This is a genomic window from Mesorhizobium sp. CNPSo 4688, assembly GCF_057784295.1.
Window position 1 is genome coordinate 52,935 of record NZ_JBWLUY010000013.1, and the last position, 20,636, is coordinate 73,570.

Below are 20,636 nucleotides of genomic sequence, written 5' to 3' on the forward strand. Positions count from 1 at the left end.
CGCATAGGGCATTCACGCCAGGGAGCCCGGCCGCGCCTGACAGCTTAGCGAACTGGCTGCCGCCGCCATGTCGCGCACCAGCTTCGCGCTGCATTTCAAGGCGGTGGCTGGTGTGGCGCCGCTCGCCTATCTCACGCCATGGCGCATGCGGCTCGCCGAACGGGCGCTGCGCGAGGACGACATTGCCGTCTCCGGCATCGCCCGGCGGCTCGGCTATTCCTCCGACAGCGCCTTCTCCAACGCCTTCAAGCGCACCACCGGCAGCGCACCGAAGATCTACCGCGGTAGGGTGAGAGCGCGGCGCGAGTTGGCGGCCGAATAAAGGTAGTGTCTCAGCTTGAAATCAGGGCAAACGCCCTAATTCCTTGGTCGAGTTGCGCAAAAGCCCTATATGCATGACGGAAAGCATAGGAGACGACATGATCGCCAATCGCACAACCGCCGAAGATATGGCTCGAACTGTAGGTGTTGACCCGGACGCATTCCGCGCAGCGTTGCGGAGCGTGAAGCACCCTCGGAAACGCAACACAGATTGGGAAGTGAAGATTGGCGGCCCATCGTATTCGGGAATGCGCACCGTTCTGGCCAGTCTGATACAGCGGAAGGCTGCCTGACGCCGACAAGCAGTCAAAATTGACAGAGCACCTGATCTCCAGCATCCTTAGGTAGCCGTTATATCCTTCGGCTGTTGTGGGTGAGCGTCGCATGGTCAGTCCTACTTCCAGCCAGAATTCCAAGCGCGCCGCGGTGCGCAAGGCGCTCGACCGCCACAAGGTGTACGTCACCGCACAAAGCTTTTCCGGCGGCGTCTACTCGGCCCGCGTGCTGGTCGACGGCGAGGCCTACTGGGTCGACGAATTCCGGCTGAGCCAGCTTCAGGGCGGCCTTTCCCCGGCCGAGCTCGACCTGACGCCGGCCACCGACGATTGAGCTGCCATTTGATTGAGCAGCCGCCGCATCCCGCCTAGCATGCGGACATGACCACCAAGCTCAAAGCCTATCGCGCCAAGCGCGAATTTTCGAAGACGCCGGAACCGGCGGGCGGGCTGGTTTCAGGCGACGGCAACCGCTTCGTCGTCCACAAGCATCACGCCACCGCCGACCACTACGATTTGCGCCTGCAGGTTGGCGGCGTGCTGAAAAGCTGGGCGGTGCCGCGCGGGCCTTCGCTCAACCCGGCCGACAAGCGGCTCGCCGTCGAGACCGAGGACCATCCGCTCGAATATATCGACTTCGAAGGCGTCATTCCCGAAGGCGAATATGGCGGCGGGCCGATGATCGTCTGGGACACCGGCACCTGGGCGCCGATGGACGATGTCGAAAAGAGCCTGCGCACCGGCGCCTTCAAGTTCCGGCTGGCCGGCGAGAAACTCAACGGCGGCTGGATGCTGACCCGGCTGAAGCCAAAGCCCGGCGAGGACGAGAACAAGAAGAACTGGTTGCTGTTCAAGGAGCGCGACCTCGCCGCCGATCCCAAGCTCGATATCCTGGAAGCCCGGCCGGAGAGCGTGAAATCCGGCAAGCGCATCGAGGAACTGGTGGCGCCGCCAAAAAAGCCGGCGCGCCTGCCGCCAAGTCCCGGCTCGCTGAAACCTGGCGCTCTGCCCGGCGCGGTGAAAGGCGATCCGCCGTCGCGCATCGAGCCGCAACTCGCAACCCAGGTGCCGAAGCCACCGGGCGGGCCGTTGGAGGACACGGGCGAGCTCTGGCTGCACGAGATCAAGTTCGACGGCTATCGCACCATGGCGCATGTCACCAATGGCGAGGTGCGCCTGATCACCCGCGGCGGCATCGACTGGACGAAGCGCTATGGCGACCTGCCGCAGGCCTTTTCGCGCCTTCCTCTCAGCCAGGCGATCATCGACGGCGAGATCATGGTGCTGGACGAGAAGGGCATTTCCCGGTTCGCGCTGCTGCAGGATGCGCTGTCGGCGGGTGCGGGCTCCAAATTGCATTTCTATGCCTTCGACCTGCTGCATCTCGACGGCTGGGACCTGCGCAAGACGCCGCTGATAAAGCGCAAGACCTTACTCGCCGAACTGCTCGCCGGTCTCGGCGCCAACTCCGCTATCCAGCTGAGCGATCATGTCGAGGGTGACGGGCAGGGGCTTTACGACCAGGCGACCGAACACGGGCTGGAAGGTATCGTCTCCAAGCGCGCCAACGCGACCTACCAGAGCGGCCGCACCAAGAGCTGGACCAAGGTCAAGGCGCTGCTGAAGGATGACTTCGTCATCGCCGGCTACACCGTTTCCGACGCGGCCGAAGGGCTGGCCGCGCTCGGCATGGCCGAATTCGAGGATGGCGAACTGCACTATCGCGGCAAGGTCGGCACCGGCTTCGACGCCGCGACGGCAGCGGAATTGCTGGCAAGGCTGGAGCCGCTGCGCGATGGCGCGACGCCACCCGAGGCTGTGCCACGCGAGATCATGCGCGAGATGAAATGGGTGCGGCCAATGCTGTCGGCCCGCATCCACTATGCCAACCGCACGGCGGACAATTCGCTGCGCCACGGCGTGTTTCGCGGACTTAGGGATGTCGGCCTGTCGACGCCGGTGTCACCGAAGCGCAAGCGGCTGATCGCCGAGGCCGATCTCGCCACCATCTGGGTGACCAATCCGGAGCGGCGGCTGTTCGGCAAGACCGGACCGACCAAGCTCGACATCGCCGTCTACTACGCGCTGGTCGGCGATTTCATGCTGCCTCACATTATGGGTCGCCCGGTGTCGCTGGTGCGCTGCCCGACCGGCCTGCCGAAGGACTGCTTCTTCCAGCGTCACGCCTTCACCGGAATGCCACCCTCGGTGGTGACGTTCGATACCGTCAATTCCGAAGGCGAGACCAAATCCTTCCTGTCGGTCGAGGGCGCCAAGGGCTATCTGGCGCTGGCGCAGTTCGGCGTCGTCGAGTTCCACACCTGGGGCACGCACCGCACCAGCCTCGACAAGCCCGATTTGATCGTCTTCGACCTCGATCCGGGCGAGGGCATCGCCTGGCGCGAAGTGGTCGAGGCCGCCGTCCACATCAAGGGCGAACTGGAGAAGCTGGGGCTGGTGCCGTTCGCCAAGACCTCGGGCGGCAGCGGTATCCACATCACGGTGCCGGTGACGCAAAAGCAGAACTGGAAGAAGCTGCACCAGGCGACCAGCGCGATCTCGACCCATCTGGCGGCCAGCGCGCCCGACACCTTCACCACCACCATGGGCAAGGAAAACCGCAAGCGCCGCATCTTCATCGACTATCACCGCAACGCGCGCGGCCACACCTCCGCCGCTCCTTATTCGCTGCGCGCCCGCACCAACCTGCCGGCCTCGACGCCGGTGAGCTGGAGCGATCTGGAGACGATCGATGCGCCGCAGGATCTGAACTACTCCTCGCTGCCGGGGCTGTTGGCGAGGTCGGGCGATCCCTGGGCGGACATGGAGGATTTCGCGAGGGATTTGCCGACCGTGAAGATCTAGGTTCCTCTCCCCCGCCAAAGCGGGGGCGAGGAACCCAAGTCCATCGACGCTTCGGACAATTTGAATTATTCTCGACCTTGGACCTCCAAGGCGACCGGAAGATTTCGCTAGGGATTTGCCTGTATCGTGCGGGGTCGGTGTAGGATTTCCTCGGCGCCAATCGTCCTTCGGACGAAAAGCGCTGCAAAGAGCATGATGGGAACCGGTTTTCGGACAAGGTCATGCTCAAGCAAAATGTCAGTGCATGGCCGCGTAGGAGTAGATCATGGCGCCCAGGGCAAGTTGGAAAGGTTACCTCAAGCTCAGCCTCGTCAGCTGTCCGGTTCGGCTCTATCCGGCAACGACGACCAGCGAGCGCATCACGTTCAATCAGCTGCACAAAAAGACACACAACCGCATCAACATGAAGCCGGTCGACCCTGAACTCGGCTTGGTCGAGCGTTCGGATCTGGTCAAGGGCTACGAGTACGAGGACAAGCAGTACATCATCATCGATGATGCCGACCTCGAAGCGGTGCGTATCGAATCCAACCACACGATGAACATCGAGGCCTTCGTCGATGAAGACGAGGTCGACGTCATCTACCAGGACGCGCCCTATTATATGGCGCCGGATGGCGCCATGGCGGAAGAGACCTTCGCCGTGCTGCGCGAAGCCATGCGCAAGTCCGGCAAACTCGCCATTGCCCGCCTTGTCCTGTCCAGCCGCGAGCGCGTGGTGACGATCGGTGCGCGCGAGAACGGCATGTTCGTCTGCACCTTGAGAAATCCGAACGAAGTGCGTGGCACGGCTGAATATTTCGGCAACATCCCGGCCGGCAAGCCCGACCCCGAAATGCTGCAATTGGCCGAAGCGCTGATCAAGCAGAAGGAAACCACCTTCGACCCGAAGAACTACGAGGATCGCTACGAGATCGCCCTGATGACGATGATCCGAGAGAAGCTCAAAGGCCACAAGCCGATCATTGCGGCAGCCCCCGAACGCGGCAATGTCATCAACCTGATGGATGCGCTGAAGGCGAGCCTGTCGCAGTCGGCCAAGCCGCCGGCCAAGTCGAAGAGCAAGGCCGACGAAGCTGAGAAGCCAGCCGCCAAGGCAAAGGCCGGTGCCAAGGAAAACCCGTTGAAGGCCAACCTGCTCAAGGCCGTCGGCAAGAGCAAGGGGTGACGGCGCCGACCGGTATAATCCCGGGCGCCGTCTTCGGCACCATCGGCGCGCTGGCGGCGTTTCCGCTGCGGCTCGCCGCGCGCGAGGTCGAGCGCCGGCACGGCCAGTTGCGGCGCGGCGTCACCAGGCGCACCAGCCATGTCGTGTTCGGGCGCACGCAGCTCGCCAAGGCGGGTATGGCAAAGGGTGGCGATGTCGAGATAGAGCGCCGTGTCGCAGCCGAGCGCGCCGCCGGCCGCACACTCCTCAGCGAAAACGGCTTTCTGCGGCTGCTCGGCTTGATGAAGGCGCCGGAGGCGTCTTCGCTGTCCAGGCAATCGCTCATCGACCAGTCGAAACTGTCGGGCGCCGATCTCGACCTGCTCAGCCTGTTCGACGCTTTCGAGCATGATTCAGAACCGTACTCCTTCCGCGACCTGATCCTGGCCCGCAAATATGCCGGGTTGGTCGCCGGCGGCGGATCATGGGGCGCCATCGCGCGCTCGGTGCATCGTTCCGGCCCGGTCGCCTCGCTCACCGCCAAATCGCTCAATGTCGGCTCGCAACATGGCCGGCCGGATGCGATCTATCTCGAAGGCGGCCAAAGCGAACTCGACGGCCAGCTACTGTTCGATCTCGGCAGTGGCGCCGGCGACGACACGCTGGAGGATTTGTTCGCCGAGGCTGAAAGCGCGGAAGAGGAGGGCCGGCACGACGCCGCCGCGGCCCTTTACCAGCGCTGCCTCAGCATCGATCCGAGCGACGCCATCGCCGCCTTCAACCGCGCCAACTGCCTGCGCGGCGCCGGCCGTGTCAGCGAGGCCGCTCATGACTATGCAAGGGCGATAAAGCTCGACCCGGCCTTCGTCGAGGCGTGGTTCAACCTCGCCGGCCTGATGAGCGATCAGGGCAAGGTGGCTTCGGCGCGCCGGCACCTGCAGAAAGCGATCGCCCTCGACAAGACTTATGCCGATCCGGTGTTCAATCTTGCCCGTCTGGAGTTCGATGCCAGCAATCTGGCCGAAGCCCGGCGGAACTGGGTGCGCTACCTCGAACTCGACGCCGACTCCGAATGGGCGCGCACGGCGCAAAAGGGGATACAGTTCGTGGATTTGCAGCTGGCACGGACGGCGGGGTGAGTTCTTGCCTTCTCCCCTTGTGGGAGAAGGTGGATCGGCGCGCTAGCGCCGAGACGGATGAGGGGTGTTGGAAGGAATGAGACGCTGGCCTTCCCTGGAGCACCCCTCATCCGACCGAGCTGCGCTCGGCCACCTTCTCCCACAAGGGGAGAAGGGGTCACCAACGCTGGAGCTCGTATGACCACCTTCCTCTTCGACGGCTTCGACACCGCCTCCGTCACCATCCTGCTGGCTCACGGCGCCGGTGCGTCGATGGATTCGCCTTCGATGACCGCCACGGCCCAGGCACTGGCCACCGCCGGCTTCCAGGTCGCGCGCTTCGAATTCCACTATATGGCGGCGCGCCGCTACGGTCAGCGCAAGCCGCCGCCCCGCGCCGAGACGGTGAACCCGGAATACATCAAGGCAATCGCCGACCTCAGGGCCAAGGGCGTCACCGGGAAGCTCATCATCGGCGGCAAGTCGATGGGCGGACGCGTCGCCTCGATGGTCGCCGACGAAATGTTTGCCAAGGGCGAGATTTCGGGCCTCATTTGCCTCGGCTATCCCTTCCATCCGCCGGCCAAGCCCGAGCAACTCAGGACAAAACATCTCGCCGCTCTCAAGACGCCGACGCTGATCTTTCAGGGCACGCGCGACGAATTCGGCACCAGGGAAGAGGTCGCAAGCTACGGTCTCTCCGACAAGATCGAAGTGGTCTGGCTGGAGGACGGCGACCACGATCTGAAGCCGCGCAAGGCGATTTCCGGTTTTTCGACGGCGGATCATCTGAAGACGCTGGCGGAGACGGTGAAGGCCTGGCCATCGGCTTCGTCATCCTAGGGCGAAGCAAGGAGCGAAGCGACGCGCGCAGACCCTAGGATCCATGCCGTGACTTTTGAGAGCAGCAACGGTCAAGAATTCTGCCCTGCCGAGTTCCACGGCAGAGGGCACGGCATGGACGCCAGGGTCAAGCCCGAGGATGACGAAACGAGGGGCGCCTTCGGCGTCAGAAAATGAAACTGGCCTCGTTCAACATCAACAACATCAACAGCCGGCTTCAAAACCTGCTGGCATGGCTGGCGTCAGCCAAACCAGACGTCGTCTGCCTGCAAGAGCTGAAGGCGCGCGACATGCAGTTTCCGCGCACGGCGTTGGCAGACGCCGGCTATGGCGCGGTGTGGAAAGGTGAGCCGACCTGGAATGGCGTCGCCATACTGGCGCGAGGATCGGAGCCGGTGCTGACCGCGGACGCCTTGCCCGGCGACGATGCCGACAAGCAGAGCCGCTACATCGAGGCGGCCGTCAATGGTGTCGTCATCGCTTGCCTCTATGCGCCCAACGGCAACCCGCAGCCGGGGCCGAAATTCCAGTACAAGCTGGCCTGGCATGAAAGGCTGGAGGCACATGCCGAACAGCTGTTCGACACCGACCTGCCGGTGGCGTTGGTCGGCGACTACAACATCGTGCCCGAGCCGCGCGACATCTACGCCACCCGCTCCTATGACGACAATGCCCTGGTGCAGCCGGAAAGCCGCGCGTCGTTCCAGCGGTTGCTCGATCAGGGCTGGACGGATGCGTTGCGCAAAAAGCATCCGAAGGAAACGCTCTACACATTCTGGGATTATCGCCGCAACCGCTGGCCGCGTGACGCCGGCTTGAGGCTCGACCACATTTTGCTGTCGAAGAAACTGGCTCGCCGCCTCACTGCTGCCGGCATCGATCGCGATGTTCGCGGCGAGGACGGCGCCAGCGACCACGCGCCGGTGTGGGTGGAATTGAAGTAGCAGCGTGATGTCAGCCACTTTCATACTTGGCATTTTGCGTTACGCGTTTCGTTGCTAGTTTCGTGACAGGGCGGCCGCACAGCACGCGGCCTGGGGAAGAAAGCCAATGAACAGGGGTGCCGACAGGCTGCTCGCGCTGGTCTTGCTGGTTATCGGCGTCGGTTGCTTCGCCATGCAGCGTCTGGCGCAGGGCGACGCAAGCATCGCGGCATCCTTCGCGTCCATGCGCTCCGTGGCCTTTTTGGTAGCGGGCGCGGTCTGTGTAGTCGGGGCGCTGTTGTTCTTTGCCGGCCTGTTGCCGCGCGGTTCGGCCCACCTGTCCGGAGCACCGCTGTTCGGCCGAGCGGCGGAGGTGCAAAACCCCGGCAGGCCGCGGCTGCGGCAAGTTTTCCTGGTTCTGCCGGCGCTTGTCGTTCTGGCGCTGCTGGCCGATCGATTCGGCCCATGGCTGGTTCATCGCTCCGCTCCGGGCGGCGAGGTGGCCGCCCCGAAGGAACCCAAGGCCGAGCCGAAGGGTCAGGATATCGCCAGTGTTCCGCCGGACCTGGCGGCGCCGCCAACTCCGCCGAGTTCGCCGCCGGTCGCTATCCCGCCTGAGCCAACTCCACCCGTACAGGCAACCAACCCGCCCGAGCCTCCGGTCCAACCGCCTTCAGCGCCGGCACAGCCGCCCGCAGTCGCGCTTGCTCCGGCGACCCCGCCACCGGAAGCAGCTCCGCCACCGGCTCCGGCGTCACCGCCCGCACTTCCTTCACCACCGGAAACCGTGGCGCCATTGCCGCCGGCCGAACCGCCGCTGCCGACCGAGCCCGACGGTCACCGCGACGCCGTCGTCTGGCTCGCCGTGTCAGCCGATGGCCGCGACATCATGAGCGCCAGCACCGACCACATGATCAAGCTCTGGGACATTGCCGGCAAAAGACTGATCCGCAATCTCGGCGAGCACAAGGACATGGCGCGCACGGCCCTGTTCATGGTGCTGCACGTGTTCTCGTCGGGGCAGAATGGCGGTGTCCGCAAGCTGGCAATCAGCCAGGACGGCAAGCGCGCCGTCAGCGGCCACGACACCGGCAACGTCATCGTCTGGGACCTGGTCAACAAATCCGCGCTGCATGTGATGACCGGGCACGACTGGCCGATCAGCACGGTTGCCATCTCGGCCGACGGCACGCGCGCGCTGAGCGGCTCCATCGACGGCACGCTGAAACTCTGGGACGTCGAAAGCGGCAAGCAGTTGCGCAGCTGGCACGGCCATGAGCAGGGCACCTACGGCGCCGTCTTCACCGCCGACGGCCATCACGTCATCACCGGCAGCGGCGACTACATGATCAAGCTCTGGGACCTCGACACGTTCAGGGAGGTGCGCCGCTTCGACGGCCACGAAGGCACCGTCTACGCGCTGGCGCTGTCGGCCGACGGCAAGCGCCTGGCCTCCGGCTCGCTCGACGGCACCGCGCGGCTGTGGGATGTCGACACCGGCAACCAGACCGCCATGTTCGACAGCCGCACCGGCCCGATCTACGCCGTCGCCTTCGCCCTCGACGGTACGCTGCTCACCGGCGGCGATGACCGCACCATCAGGGATTGGCCGGCGACAGGCGACGGCGAAATCCTGTTCGCCGGCGCACCGCAGTGAGGGTGCTGATTGGGTCGTGGCCGGCAGGCCAGCGATGCGCCCATCGGCAGCTTCGTTCAATCCCGATTCTCAACCGGCTCCGGACTACCCGGAATGTGAGCGCCCCGGGCGAGGTTTTGTCATATAACGGACATCGGCAACGACTACCAAAAAACTGCCTTTTATCAGTCAATTTTGGAGGTCACTTATGCTTCGCCCTCTCATCGCGCTTGCCGTTACGACAAGTCTTGCCAGCGCTGCTGGTGCTGCCACGATCTATCCTCTCGACCGCGCCACGATCCTCGCTCAATCGCCGTTCGACCTGAAGGTCGAATTCGACAAGGTCGTCACCCCCGACCAGGTCACGGTGACGATCAACGGCAAGCCGGCCGAGGAGGTTCTCGGCAAGAAGGTCGAGTTCGTGGAGAAGGAAGAGGGGGTCGATGCCTCCGCCATTTTGATCCGCGCCGCCAGCATCGCCCAGCCCGGCACCTATGAGATCGAAGCCAAGGCTGGCGACGAGACCAAGTCCGTCAAATGGGAGGTGTTCGGAACCTCGGCGACCCCGCGCGCCAAGAACGTCATCTTCCTGCTTGGCGACGGCCTCTCCGTTGCGCATCGCACCGGCGCGCGGATCATGTCCAAGGGCATGACCGAAGGCAAGGCGAACGGCCGGCTCAACATGGACGATCTCGACCATATGGCCTTTATCGGCACGTCGTCGACCAACGCCATCGCCACCGACAGCGCCAACACCATGTCGGCCTACATGACCGGCCACAAGACGGCGGTGAACGCGCTCGGCGTCTATGCCGACCGCACCAAGCCGAGCCAGGATGACCCGAAGGTCGAGACCATCGCCGAGGCTCTGCGGCGCACCGGCAAGAAGTCGATCGGCGTCGTCTCGACGGCCGAGATCGAGGACGCCACCCCGGCAGCCGTCGTCTCCCATACCCGCAGCCGCAGTGACAAGGCCGACATCGTCGGCATGTTCTACCAGACGCAGCCCGACGTCATCCTCGGCGGCGGCTCCGCCTATTTCCTGCCGCAGAGCACGGCCGGCTCCAAGCGCAAGGACGACACTGACTACATCGCGAAATTCCGCGATGCCGGATACGCCCTTGCCACCGACAAGACCGAACTCGAGGCTGCAGCCAAGACCAACACCGGCAAGATCCTCGGCCTGTTCCATACCGGCAACATGGACGTCACGCTGGATCGCGACTTCCTCAAGAAGGGCACCGTGGAAACCTTCCCCAATCAGCCGGGCCTCGTCGAAATGACCAATGTTGCACTTGGCGAACTGTCGAAGAACCCCGAAGGCTTCTTCCTGATGGTCGAGGGCGCCTCGGTCGACAAGATGTCGCATCCGATGGACTGGGAGCGCTCCATGGTCGAGGTCATCGAATTCGACAAGGCGGTCGGCGTTGCGATGGAATTCGCCAAGACCCATCCCGACACGATGATCGTGATGACCGGCGACCACACCCATAGCGTTTCAATCGTCGGCACCATCGACGACAGCAAGCCGGGCCCCGAGATGCGCGACAAGGTCGGTGTCTATGCCGATGCCGGCTTCCCGAACTACGAGGACAAGAACAACGACGGTTACCCCGACAGCGTCGATGTCTCGCGTCGTCTGGCGATCTTCGGCGCCAGCTTCCCCGACTATTACGAGACGTTCCGCCCCAAGCTTGACGGCCCGTTCGTGCCGGCGGTGCAGAACGAGAGCAAGCAGTATGTCGCCAACGAGAAGTACAAGGACGTGCCCGGCGCGGTGCTGCGCATCGGCAATCTGCCGAAGTCGGCCGATACAGCGGTCCATGCCGTCGACGACGTCGTGCTGCAGGCCACCGGCCCAGGCGCGGAAGGCTTCAAGGGCTACATGGAGGAGAGCGACGTCTATAAAGTCCTCGCCGATGCGCTCGGACTGGCGCCGGCGACGAACTGAGCCGCGCAGTCTATGATGATCCCGGCCGCTCCATCCGGTGCTTGCGGATGGAGCGGCCAGGGACGATGGTTCGGGCGCTGACGGCGCCCGCGCCAATCGACAAGGGAATAGCAATCATGGAGTGCAGACCGATCACCCGTCGCGGCATGCTGCTCGGTTCGGCTACGGTCTGTCTTTCCCAGGCTTTGCGCCGCGCGTCGGCCGCGCCCGCGCCGCTCACCTTCGATGACCTCTACGCCAAGATCGGCGTGCTCGGCATGAGCTTCTCCGACAAGGTCAAGACGCTTGCCGGCCAGGATGTGACCATGCGGGGTTTCATGGCGCCGCCGCTCAAGGCCGAGGCGAAATTCTTCGTCCTGACCGAGATTCCGATGGCGCTGTGTCCCTTCTGCTCATCCGATGCCGATTGGCCAGACAACATCGTCGTCGTCTATCTCGACCAGGCGCAAACCTTCGAACAGGCCAACGCCCTCATTGAGGTGGCCGGCCGGCTGGAAACCGGCTCCTGGACCGACCCGGAAACCGGCTTCGTCAGCCTCCTGCGCATCGTCGACGCGCATTTTCGCCGGGCGTAGCGATCATGCTCGGCCTGTCCGTGCGGGATTTGCGGGTTTCCTTCCGCGACCTCGAGAAGCCGGCGCTCGCTGTGCCTGCGCTGGATATCCGACCTGGCGAAAAAGTCGCCGTGACCGGGCCTTCGGGATCGGGCAAGACGACGTTCATCAACATCGTGACGGGGCTGGAAAGGATACGGCAGGGATCGGTGCGCTGGAGCGATACCGAGCTTTCCAGCCTTTCCGAAGCCAGGCGCGACCGCTGGCGTTCCGCCCATGTCGGCCTGGTCATGCAGGAGTTTTATCTCTGCCCCGGCCTGTCGGCGCTGGAGAACGTGCTGCTGCCCGGCAGATTGTCGAGGGTCCGCCCCGTGGCTGATCTGAAGGCCGAAGCACTGCGGCTGCTCGAACGGGTCGAAATCTCGCGCCCGGGACAGCCGGTCGAAACCATGTCGCGCGGGCAGATGCAGCGGGTCGCCGTTGCCAGGGCGCTGGTGACAAGGCCGGCCATTGTCGTCGCCGACGAGCCCACCGCCAGCCTCGATGCCGATGCCGGTATCGCCGTGGCGAACCTTTTGCTGCAATTGGCCGGCGAGGCGGGAACCACCCTCATCGTCGCCAGTCATGAGAAACGGCTGATCGCAAGGCTCGATCGGATCATCCGTCTGGAGGCGGGTCAGGTGACGCGCGACACAGCGACATTGCAGGACATGCGCGATGAAGCTTTTTGACCTCGCCTGTGGAAGAAGGAATAGCCGATGCTCCGCTTCATCGCCGCGGATCTGAGGCGCCACTGGATCGGCGTGGCTGCCGTGGCGCTGCTGATCGCGCTTGCGACCGCGCTCGGGGTTGCTGTGACGCTCAGCGAGCGGGCGCTGCGGCTGGGCAGCGCGCAAGCCGCCGATGCGTTCGACCTCGTGATCGGCGCGCCAGGCAGCGAAACCCAGCTGGTGCTGTCCTCGGTATTTCTGCAGGCGGCACCCCTGTCGCTGATGCCGGGCGATGTGCTTGCCGGCCTCATCAGGGACAAGCGGGTGGCCTGGGCAGCGCCGGTCGGCTTCGGCGATTTTGTCGAAAACTTTCCGATCGTCGGCACCACGCAAGCGCTGGTCGACGGACTGGGCGGCGTCTCCGAAGGCCGCACATTTGCGCTGCTTGGCGATGCGTTGGTCGGCGCTGCCGTGCCCAAAAGCGTCGGCGCCCGCTTTCACCCCGCGCACGGACAGCTGCATGCGGCGACCGAGATCCACAATGATTTCACCTATACGATTGTCGGGCGCCTCAGCCCCACCGGCACCGCCTGGGACCGGGCGATCATCGTGCCGATCGAGGCGGTGTGGCATGTTCACAGGCACGAGAACGGACGAGCCGGAATTGCCGCACTGGTCGAGCAGGTTGACGCAAAAGACGGTGCCGAGCCGCACGGTTTCGATGCGCGGATCAACCCCGATGCCGTTCTCGATCCCTCGGCGCCCGGCCTGCCGGCTGTCCTGGTAAAACCGCACACCATCGCCGACGCCTACAAGCTGCGCCAGCAATACCGCAGCGAACGCACGCTGGCGGTCTTCCCCGGCGAAGTGCTGACCCGGCTTTACGGGACCCTAGGCGATGCAAGGCGCATCCTTTCCGTGGTGGCCGCCGGCGCGCAATTCCTCGTCGCGGCGGCAATTCTTCTGGTCGTCATCGTCCATGTTCTCCAGCGAAGGCATCAGATCGGCGCTCTGCGCGCCTTCGGAGCGCCGCGCCGGGTGGTGTTCGGGATCGTCTGGGTGGAAACCTTTGTCATCGTCGGCGCCGGCGTCCTGCTCGGTTTCCTCTTCGGCTATCTGGCCGCCCGAGCCATCGCTCATACGATGGCCGAGGCGAGCGGTTTTTCCATGCCCGTAGCATTCCGCATCGAAGATATGCGCTCGGCGCTGCTCCTGCTTGTCGTGGCGGGCGTGGCGGCGGTGGTGCCATCGATCCTCGCCTACCGCCAATCGCCCGCGCAGGCGCTAAGGAACTGAGCTGGGGCGGGCGAGTGACAGCGATCTCCCCCCTCGAGGGGGAGATGGCCGGCAGGCCAGAGGGGGTCGGTTCGACTAGGCTCGGCCCCTTGTCGCAGACGCAAGGAGGTTAGCGCTTCACGCGCGGCGACCCCCTCTGTCGCCTTCGGCGACATCTCCCCCTCAAGGGGGGAGATCAGCAGCGTCACCGACCATGCCCATCGTTTGAGGCGTGACACTTGCGTCGCCCGATGCCAAGACTCCTTTGCTGCTGCCTCTTGAGAATCCCATGTCCCTCAACCTCGTCGAAGCCTCGATCGCCGACCTGCGCCGCGCCCTGGAGGACGGCACCGTCACCAGCGTCGAGCTGGTTGGCGCCTACCTCCGGCGCATTGCCCACTATGACCGCCACGGCATTGCGCTGAATGCGGTGCCGGTGCTCAACCCCAAAATGTTCGAGGAGGCGGCCGCGTCCGATCTGCGGCGCCGCAACGGTGCCACGCTCGGGCCGCTCGACGGCATCCCCTACACCGCCAAGGACAGCTACAAGGTGAGGGGCCTGACGGTGGCGGCCGGCTCGCCGGCCTTCGAGCATCTCGTCGCCAATGAGGACGCCTTCACCATCGCGCGGCTGCGGGCCGGCGGCGCGGTCCTGATCGGGCTGACCAACATGCCGCCCATGGCCAATGGCGGCATGCAGCGCGGCGTCTATGGCCGCGCCGAAAGCCCTTACAATGGCGACTACCTGACCGCCGCCTTCGCCTCCGGCTCGTCCAACGGCTCGGGTACGGCCACCGCCGCCAGCTTGGCCGCCTTCGGGCTCGGCGAGGAGACATGGTCGTCGGGCCGCGCGCCGGCGTCCAACAACGCCCTAGTTGCCTATACACCGTCGCGTGGCGTCATTTCGGTCCGGGGCAACTGGCCGCTGGTGCCGACCATGGATGTGGTTGTGCCGCACACGCGCGGCATCGCCGACATGCTGGAACTGCTCGACGTGATCGTCACCGACGACCAGGAGACGCGCGGCGATTTCTGGCGCGTGCAGCCTTGGGTGCCCATCCCGGAGGCTTCGACACTCAGGCCGCCAAGCTATACCGGTCTGGCGCTGGAAGGCGCCCTCAAGGGCAAGCGCTTCGGCGTGCCGAAAATGTATATCGGCAGCGATGGCGAAGCGACAAAGCCCATCGAGGTCAGAGCCTCGGTGGTCGACCTCTGGCGGCAGGCGGCAAGCGATCTGGAAAAGCTCGGCGCGGAAGTAGTCGAGGTCGATTTCCCCGTGGTCTCCAACTACGAGCGTGACCGTCCGGGCGCGCGAACCATGGTCGAGCGCGGACTGGTCCCGGAAGCCTTCGCCGAGCGCGAAATCTGGGATCTCTGCATCTGGGGCTGGGACGACTTTCTGCGCGCCAATGCCGACCCGGCCATCCCCGATCTGGCTTCGGTCGACGGCCCCAAAATCTTCCCGCAGCCGCCGGGCACGCTGCCCGACCGCTATGGCGATGACGGCTTCGATCTGGCCGACTATGTCACCCGCGCCAGGCAGGGCGTGACGCCGCTCCGGGACATCCCCAGCCTGGCAGAAGGGCTCAAGGGGCTGGAGGCGACGCGGCGCATTGATTTCGAGGACTGGCTGGATGCGAACAGGCTCGACGCCGTGATGCTTCCGGCGGTCGCCGATGTCGGGCCGGCCGATGCCGATATCAACGAAGCTTCGGCGGACCTTGCCTGGCGCAACGGCACCTGGGTCGCCAACGGCAATCTGGTCTGGCGCCATCTCGGCATCCCGACCGTCACCGTGCCGATGGGCACGATGGCCGATATCGGCATGCCGGTCGGGCTGACTTTTGCGGGCAAGGCTTATGACGATGTCAGGCTGCTGCAATTCGCCGGCGATTACGAGCGCGCCACCCGACGCCGCACCGCACCGCCGCGCACGCCGGCACTGGCGGATGATGTGTTCGCGCAGCGCGGTGGATTGCGGGCCAGCGACGCGCCGCCGCCGGCGCTCAGGCTTGTCGCTGAGACGAGACAGCAGGGAGACCAGGCCGAGATCGCCGTAGCCGTCGAGCTCGACGCCAATGACGCGGAGACGGCAGGCGTCAAAGTCCACGTCAATGGCGAGCCCGTCGCCATGCAGCGGAGCGGCGCAAGTTTTCACAGCAGCGTGGTGGTGCCGGCCGCCGCGCATGAGCGGACGCACAGTGTCTGGCGCGGCTCCTACGGTTCGATCGTCACGGCGATCGTGCGGCTCGAGGACGGACGCACCGCCGGCGCTTATGTGGTGACGGGCGGAATCGGGTGAGGGTACAGCTAATCTCCCCCCTTGTGGGGGTTGAGGAGCGGTCCGCGAAGCGGACGGAAAGCCAATTGCTTGGCTTTGCGAGTGACGAAAGCCGGCAGGCCAGGGGGCGGTCGGTTCGACCGGGCTCGGCCCCTTTGTCGCAGACGCAAGGAGGTTAGCGCTTCACGCGCGGCGACCCCCTCTGTCGCCTTCGGCGACATCTCCCCCTCAAGGGGGGAGATTAAGCGCCGCTTGACCCTCCCACCTCCCGCGCTATCTTCGCGCCATGTCAAAACTCGCCCCCCTCATCGTCATCGATCTCCAGACCAACATGTTCGACGGGCGCGTCGAGCCGCCGATCCACAATGCGCCGGGCATTGCCGCGCGCACCCGTTCGCTGATCGACTGGGCACGGGGCAGCGGGCGCAAAGTCGCTTTCGTCCGGCATGACGGGCCGGCCGGCGATCCGCTGGCGCCGGGCGAACCGGGTTGGCCGGTGTGGCCGGAACTCGGTCAGGCCAAGGACGAACCGACATTCTCCAAGAGCGTGCGCAACGCCTTCTCCAATCCCGAACTTGGCGCCTGGGTCGCCGGGCAGGGGGCTGATGAAGTCGTGCTCGCCGGCGCGCAGACCGATTTCTGCATCGCCGGTACCGTCAAAGGCGCTTTGGCCGAAGGCCTCGCCGTCACCGTGGTTTCCGATGCGCACTCGACGCTGGACACGGAAGGCGAAACCGCTGCCGAGATCATCGCCCGGTACAATGCCGACTTCACCGATGCCGGTGTCACGCTGGTGACGACCAAGGCGCTGACCGAAGGCTGACGCGCGTCGTCGCACCGAAGACTCGAGGCTGCGCGGAAGCTGCTGATCTCCCCCTTGAGGGGGAGATGGCCGGCAGGCCAGAGGGGGTCGCCGCGCGTGAAGCGCTAGCCTCATCTGCCGCAAGGAGGCCGAGCCCAGTCGGACCGACCCCCTCTGTCGCCTTCGGCGACATCTCCCCCTCGAGGGGGAGATGAGCCCCACCAAAAAAATCCATCGAATCGATTGCGCAAACGTTTCGATCACCCTAAGCTCGCCCGAAATCCGCCATCAGAGCGGACGGGAAACGCATAGGGAGGAGCGCTTGCAGGCGCTGCATTTTATTGCCGACAATGGCTGAGGTGGCGCGGCGCGCCGGCGTGTCGGTGTCGACCGTCTCGCATGTCGTCAACAACACGCGCTTCGTTTCGCTGGAGAAGGCGAAGCTGATCAACGACGCCATTGCCGCCATGGGCTATCAGCCCAACGAGCTGGCGCGCTCGCTGAAGGCGTCCACCACCAACAGCGTCGGCCTGGCGATCTCGGCGATCTCCAACCCCTATTTCACCGACATCATCTGCGCCGTCGAGGCCGAATGCGCACGGCTCGGCCTGATGGTTTTTTTGTCCGACACCCAGGAAGATCCCGACCGCGAATTGCAGGTGGTGCGCGCTTTCCACCAGCGCCGCGTCGACGGCGTCATCCTGGCGCCGTCGGGTTCGCCGCAGCGCGCCATCGACTATCTCGCCGACAAAAAGGTGCCGTGCGTGCTGATCGATCGCTTCGCCGACGACCGCTTCGACCAGATCGGCGTCGAGAACGACACGGCGATGCGCGCGCTGATCGACCATGTCGCTTCCTTCGGCCACAAGCGCATCGGCTATATCGCCGGGCAGCCGGGGCTGGCGACGACGCGCGAGCGCATCGAGGCGTTCCAGGCCTCGCTCGCCGCCAATGGACTTGAAAGCGTGCCGCACTATGTCTCGCCGGAGAATGTCGACACGGCGGCGGCGACCGCATCGACGCATGCGATCCTGTCGCTGCCCACGCCGCCCACCGCATTGGTTACCGGCAACAACATGACGACGATCGGGGCAGTCCGCGCCATCCGCGAAAAGGGTCTTTCCATCCCGCGCGACCTGTCGCTGGTCGGCTTCGACGATTTCGAATGGGCCGACTGTTTCGAGCCCAGGCTGACGCTGATCGAGCAGCCTTGTACCGAGATCGGTCGGCAGGCGGCGGCGCTGCTCAGCGCCCGCATCGCGTCGACCGCGTCCGCGCCGCGTTCGGTGCGGCTGCAGGCGACGCTGCAAACCCGCCAATCCTGCGGGAGGCCGAAATGACCGCGCCGCTGCTGGTGATGACAGGCGCGGTAAAACGCTTCGGCGGCGTGCAGGCGCTGCGCGGCGTCGACTTCGACCTCAAGTCGGGCGAGATCCACGCGCTGCTCGGCGAGAACGGCGCCGGCAAGTCGACGCTGATGAACCTTCTCTCAGGCGTCTACACGCCGGACGAAGGCACGATCGAGATCGACGGCAAGCAGGTAGCCTTCAACAACCCGCGCGAGGCGCAAGCGGCAGGCATCGCCACCATCTTCCAGGAGCTCGACTTGGTGCCGTCGCTCGATGTGGCGGCCAATCTGTTCCTCGGCCGCGAACTGATGCGTCCTGGCGGCTTCCTCGACGTGCCGGCGATGCGCCGCGAGGCAAAGAAGCGTCTGGAAGCGATCGAGATCGCCATCGATCCAGGGGCGATGGTGGCGGATTTGTCGATCGGCCAGCGGCAGGTGGTGGCGATCGTCAAGGCGCTGTCCTATGCCTCGCGCGTGCTGATCATGGACGAGCCGACGGCCGCGCTCACCGTGGGCGAAGTCGAGCGGCTGTTCGACATCATGAGGAAGCTCGCCGCCACCGGCGTCGGCATCGTCTATATCTCGCACCGGCTGGAGGAAGTGCCAGGCATTGCCGACCGTGTGACGGTGATGCGCGACGGCCGTGTCGCCGGGATTACCGAGCCACACGCGCCGCAGGCCGAGCTGGTGCGGCTGCTGGTCGGGCGTCCGCTCGACGAGCTTTATCCGCAGCGTGCCAAAGGCGCGGGAAAACCGCTGCTCAGCCTGCGCGATGCAAGCTTCAAGCTCGCCCGCGACAGCGCCGGCTGGCAGGCGCCGCAGGGCGTGTCGCTCGATGTCCATGAAGGCGAGATCGTCGGCCTTGCCGGCATTATGGGGGCAGGGCGCACCGAGCTGCTCTCCGCGCTCTACGGCACCGGCCTGTCCGGCCACTGGGAGGGCGAGGTCGCCATATCGGGCCGGCCGGTGAAACTCGACTCCATCAAGGCCGCCCGCCACGCGGGCATCGCCTTCGTCACCGACGACCGCAGGGGCTCAGGCCTGATGCTGCGCATGGCGGTCGGCCTCAATCTGGTGATGTCGGTCATCCGGCGCATATCGCCGAACTGGCTGGTCTCGCCGCGCCGCCAGGCCGAGGCGGTGAAGGAATCTTTCGGCCAGTTCGACATCCGCCCGAAAAACCCCGACATCGCCGTCGGCGCGCTTTCCGGCGGCAACCAGCAGAAGGTGGTGCTGGCCAAGGAAATCCTCGGCAACCCGCGCCTGCTGCTGCTCGACGAGCCGACACGCGGCGTCGATGTCGGCGCCAAGGGCGAGATCTACGCGCGGCTGCGGGCGCTTGCGGCGCAGGGGCTCGGCATACTGGTCGCGTCCAGCGAGATGCCGGAGCTGATTGGTCTGTGCGACCGCATCGTGGTGCTGCGCCAGGGGCGCAATGTGGCGGAATTCATGGGCGGCGTCGACGAGCACACGGTGCTGGCCGCGGCAAATGGCAGGGAGGCCTGATGTCTGACGAGAAGATTTCAGCGGCAGGCGCACCCGTGACGGCGGCGCCTCAAAAACATCGCGACCCGCTGGCGCTGATCGTGCGCTTCCAGAGCCTGATCGGCCTGGTGCTGGTGGCGATCGGCGGCATCATCTTTTCGCCGCGCCGCCACGGCGAGATCCTGTTCCTCAACCCAGACAACATTGCCAACATCGTGCGCGCCGTGTCGGAGACCGGCATCATCGCCATCGGCATGACCTTCGTCATCATCACCGCCGGCATCGACCTGTCGGTCGGCGCGGTGCTCGGCCTGTCCAGCGTCGTCACCGCCTCGATGATGATCTCCGGCGGCTTCGGGCTGATCCCCACCATCCTCGCCGTGCTGGTCATGGGCATCGTCTTCGGCGCCATCCAGGGCACCATCTCCACCCGTTTCCGGCTCGAACCCTTCATCGTCACGCTGGCCGGCCTGCAGGCCGCGCGCGGTCTCGCGCTGGTCGTCTCCGGCAATCAGTACATCAACATCTCCTATGGCGACGGGCCGGGCCTGGCGCCGCCTGTCTTCGCCGTGCTGGGCGAGCGCCTGTTCAACAACACCGTGCCGGTGGCAACGCTTGTCTTCATCGTCTTTGCGGCCATCGCCACCATCGTCCTCAACACCACGCGCTTCGGCCGCTACGTCTTTGCCGTCGGCGGCAATGAGCGCGCCGCGCGCATTTCCGGCGTGCCGGTGTCGATGGTGAAAATCTCGGTCTACGCCATCACCGGTTTTGCCGCCGCCCTTGCCGGCATCGTGCACGCCGGCCAGTTCAATTTCGGCAGCGCCAATGACGGCATGGGCTATGAGCTCACAGCCATCGCCGCCGTGGTCATCGGCGGCACCAGCCTGTTCGGCGGCGCCGGCTCCATGGTCGGTACCGTTGCCGGCACCATCATGCTGGGCGCACTCGCCAACATCCTGCAGCTCAACAACATCACCCCCGCCATGCAGCTGCTCGCGACCGCCGCGATCATCGTGCTGGCGGCAGTGCTTCAATCCCTCGTTCGCCGCCGCGAGGGTTTGGGTCGTTAGGAGGAGACGGCAACACGTGGACGTCAACC

At 65.2% G+C, this 20,636-nt stretch carries 17 protein-coding genes and 1 pseudogene; all 18 read left to right on the forward strand.

The features are described from left to right. Window positions 1-40: 40 nt before the first annotated feature. Window positions 41-322: pseudogene (locus tag AC04SH_RS24095) on the forward strand (helix-turn-helix transcriptional regulator); the annotation flags it as partial. A 383-nt stretch (window positions 323-705) separates the two neighbouring features. Then, the gene (locus AC04SH_RS24100; protein WP_112566525.1) at window positions 706-930 is read left to right on the forward strand and encodes a hypothetical protein; all 225 of its coding nucleotides are present in this window, start codon (window positions 706-708) and stop codon (window positions 928-930) included. Window positions 931-977: 47 nt separating this feature from the next. Continuing rightward, window positions 978-3,461, forward strand: coding sequence for a DNA ligase D (ligD, locus tag AC04SH_RS24105; RefSeq protein WP_488576946.1), 2,484 nt, complete (start codon window positions 978-980; stop codon window positions 3,459-3,461). A 265-nt stretch (window positions 3,462-3,726) separates the two neighbouring features. After that, entirely contained in the window at window positions 3,727-4,629 is a 903-nt protein-coding gene (ku, locus tag AC04SH_RS24110) for a non-homologous end joining protein Ku (RefSeq protein ID WP_352587727.1), read from the forward strand. Next, entirely contained in the window at window positions 4,626-5,747 is a 1,122-nt protein-coding gene (locus AC04SH_RS24115) for a tetratricopeptide repeat protein (protein ID WP_488576947.1), read from the forward strand. The genes ku and AC04SH_RS24115 overlap by 4 nt, the downstream gene beginning before the upstream one ends. 177 nt (window positions 5,748-5,924) lie before the next feature. Then, window positions 5,925-6,569 (forward strand): alpha/beta hydrolase family protein, encoded by a 645-nt coding sequence (locus AC04SH_RS24120; RefSeq protein WP_488576948.1) that lies wholly within the window; start codon window positions 5,925-5,927, stop codon window positions 6,567-6,569. 173 nt (window positions 6,570-6,742) lie between these two features. Then, window positions 6,743-7,513, forward strand: coding sequence for an exodeoxyribonuclease III (locus AC04SH_RS24125; protein ID WP_488576949.1), 771 nt, complete (start codon window positions 6,743-6,745; stop codon window positions 7,511-7,513). 106 nt (window positions 7,514-7,619) lie between these two features. Next, window positions 7,620-9,149: a WD40 repeat domain-containing protein gene (locus tag AC04SH_RS24130; protein WP_488576950.1), complete on the forward strand. Its 1,530-nt coding sequence runs from the start codon at window positions 7,620-7,622 to the stop codon at window positions 9,147-9,149. Window positions 9,150-9,336: 187 nt separating this feature from the next. Next, on the forward strand, window positions 9,337-11,079 hold the full coding sequence (locus AC04SH_RS24135; RefSeq protein ID WP_488576951.1) for an alkaline phosphatase: 1,743 nt from the start codon (window positions 9,337-9,339) through the stop codon (window positions 11,077-11,079). A gap of 116 nt (window positions 11,080-11,195) precedes the next feature. Continuing rightward, a complete protein-coding gene (locus AC04SH_RS24140) occupies window positions 11,196-11,654 on the forward strand; it encodes a hypothetical protein (protein WP_477234407.1) in 459 nt (152 codons plus the stop codon). Between the two features lie 5 nt (window positions 11,655-11,659). Then, the gene (locus AC04SH_RS24145; RefSeq protein WP_488576952.1) at window positions 11,660-12,364 is read left to right on the forward strand and encodes an ABC transporter ATP-binding protein; all 705 of its coding nucleotides are present in this window, start codon (window positions 11,660-11,662) and stop codon (window positions 12,362-12,364) included. A gap of 27 nt (window positions 12,365-12,391) precedes the next feature. Beyond that, a complete protein-coding gene (locus AC04SH_RS24150; protein ID WP_488576953.1) occupies window positions 12,392-13,639 on the forward strand; it encodes an ABC transporter permease in 1,248 nt (415 codons plus the stop codon). Window positions 13,640-13,907: 268 nt separating this feature from the next. Beyond that, window positions 13,908-15,920: an amidase gene (locus AC04SH_RS24155; RefSeq protein ID WP_488576954.1), complete on the forward strand. Its 2,013-nt coding sequence runs from the start codon at window positions 13,908-13,910 to the stop codon at window positions 15,918-15,920. Between the two features lie 265 nt (window positions 15,921-16,185). Beyond that, window positions 16,186-16,722, forward strand: coding sequence for an isochorismatase family protein (locus AC04SH_RS24160; RefSeq protein ID WP_488576955.1), 537 nt, complete (start codon window positions 16,186-16,188; stop codon window positions 16,720-16,722). A gap of 190 nt (window positions 16,723-16,912) precedes the next feature. Further along, the gene (locus tag AC04SH_RS24165; protein WP_488576956.1) at window positions 16,913-17,059 is read left to right on the forward strand and encodes a hypothetical protein; all 147 of its coding nucleotides are present in this window, start codon (window positions 16,913-16,915) and stop codon (window positions 17,057-17,059) included. Then, window positions 17,043-18,041 (forward strand): LacI family DNA-binding transcriptional regulator, encoded by a 999-nt coding sequence (locus tag AC04SH_RS24170; RefSeq protein WP_203281105.1) that lies wholly within the window; start codon window positions 17,043-17,045, stop codon window positions 18,039-18,041. The genes AC04SH_RS24165 and AC04SH_RS24170 overlap by 17 nt, the downstream gene beginning before the upstream one ends. Then, complete coding sequence (locus AC04SH_RS24175) at window positions 18,038-19,555, forward strand: sugar ABC transporter ATP-binding protein (protein ID WP_488576957.1); 1,518 nt, start codon at window positions 18,038-18,040, stop codon at window positions 19,553-19,555. The genes AC04SH_RS24170 and AC04SH_RS24175 overlap by 4 nt, the downstream gene beginning before the upstream one ends. Continuing rightward, on the forward strand, window positions 19,555-20,607 hold the full coding sequence (locus AC04SH_RS24180) for an ABC transporter permease (protein WP_203281102.1): 1,053 nt from the start codon (window positions 19,555-19,557) through the stop codon (window positions 20,605-20,607). Before AC04SH_RS24175 ends, AC04SH_RS24180 begins: the two co-directional genes overlap by 1 nt. Window positions 20,608-20,636 lie beyond the last annotated feature (29 nt).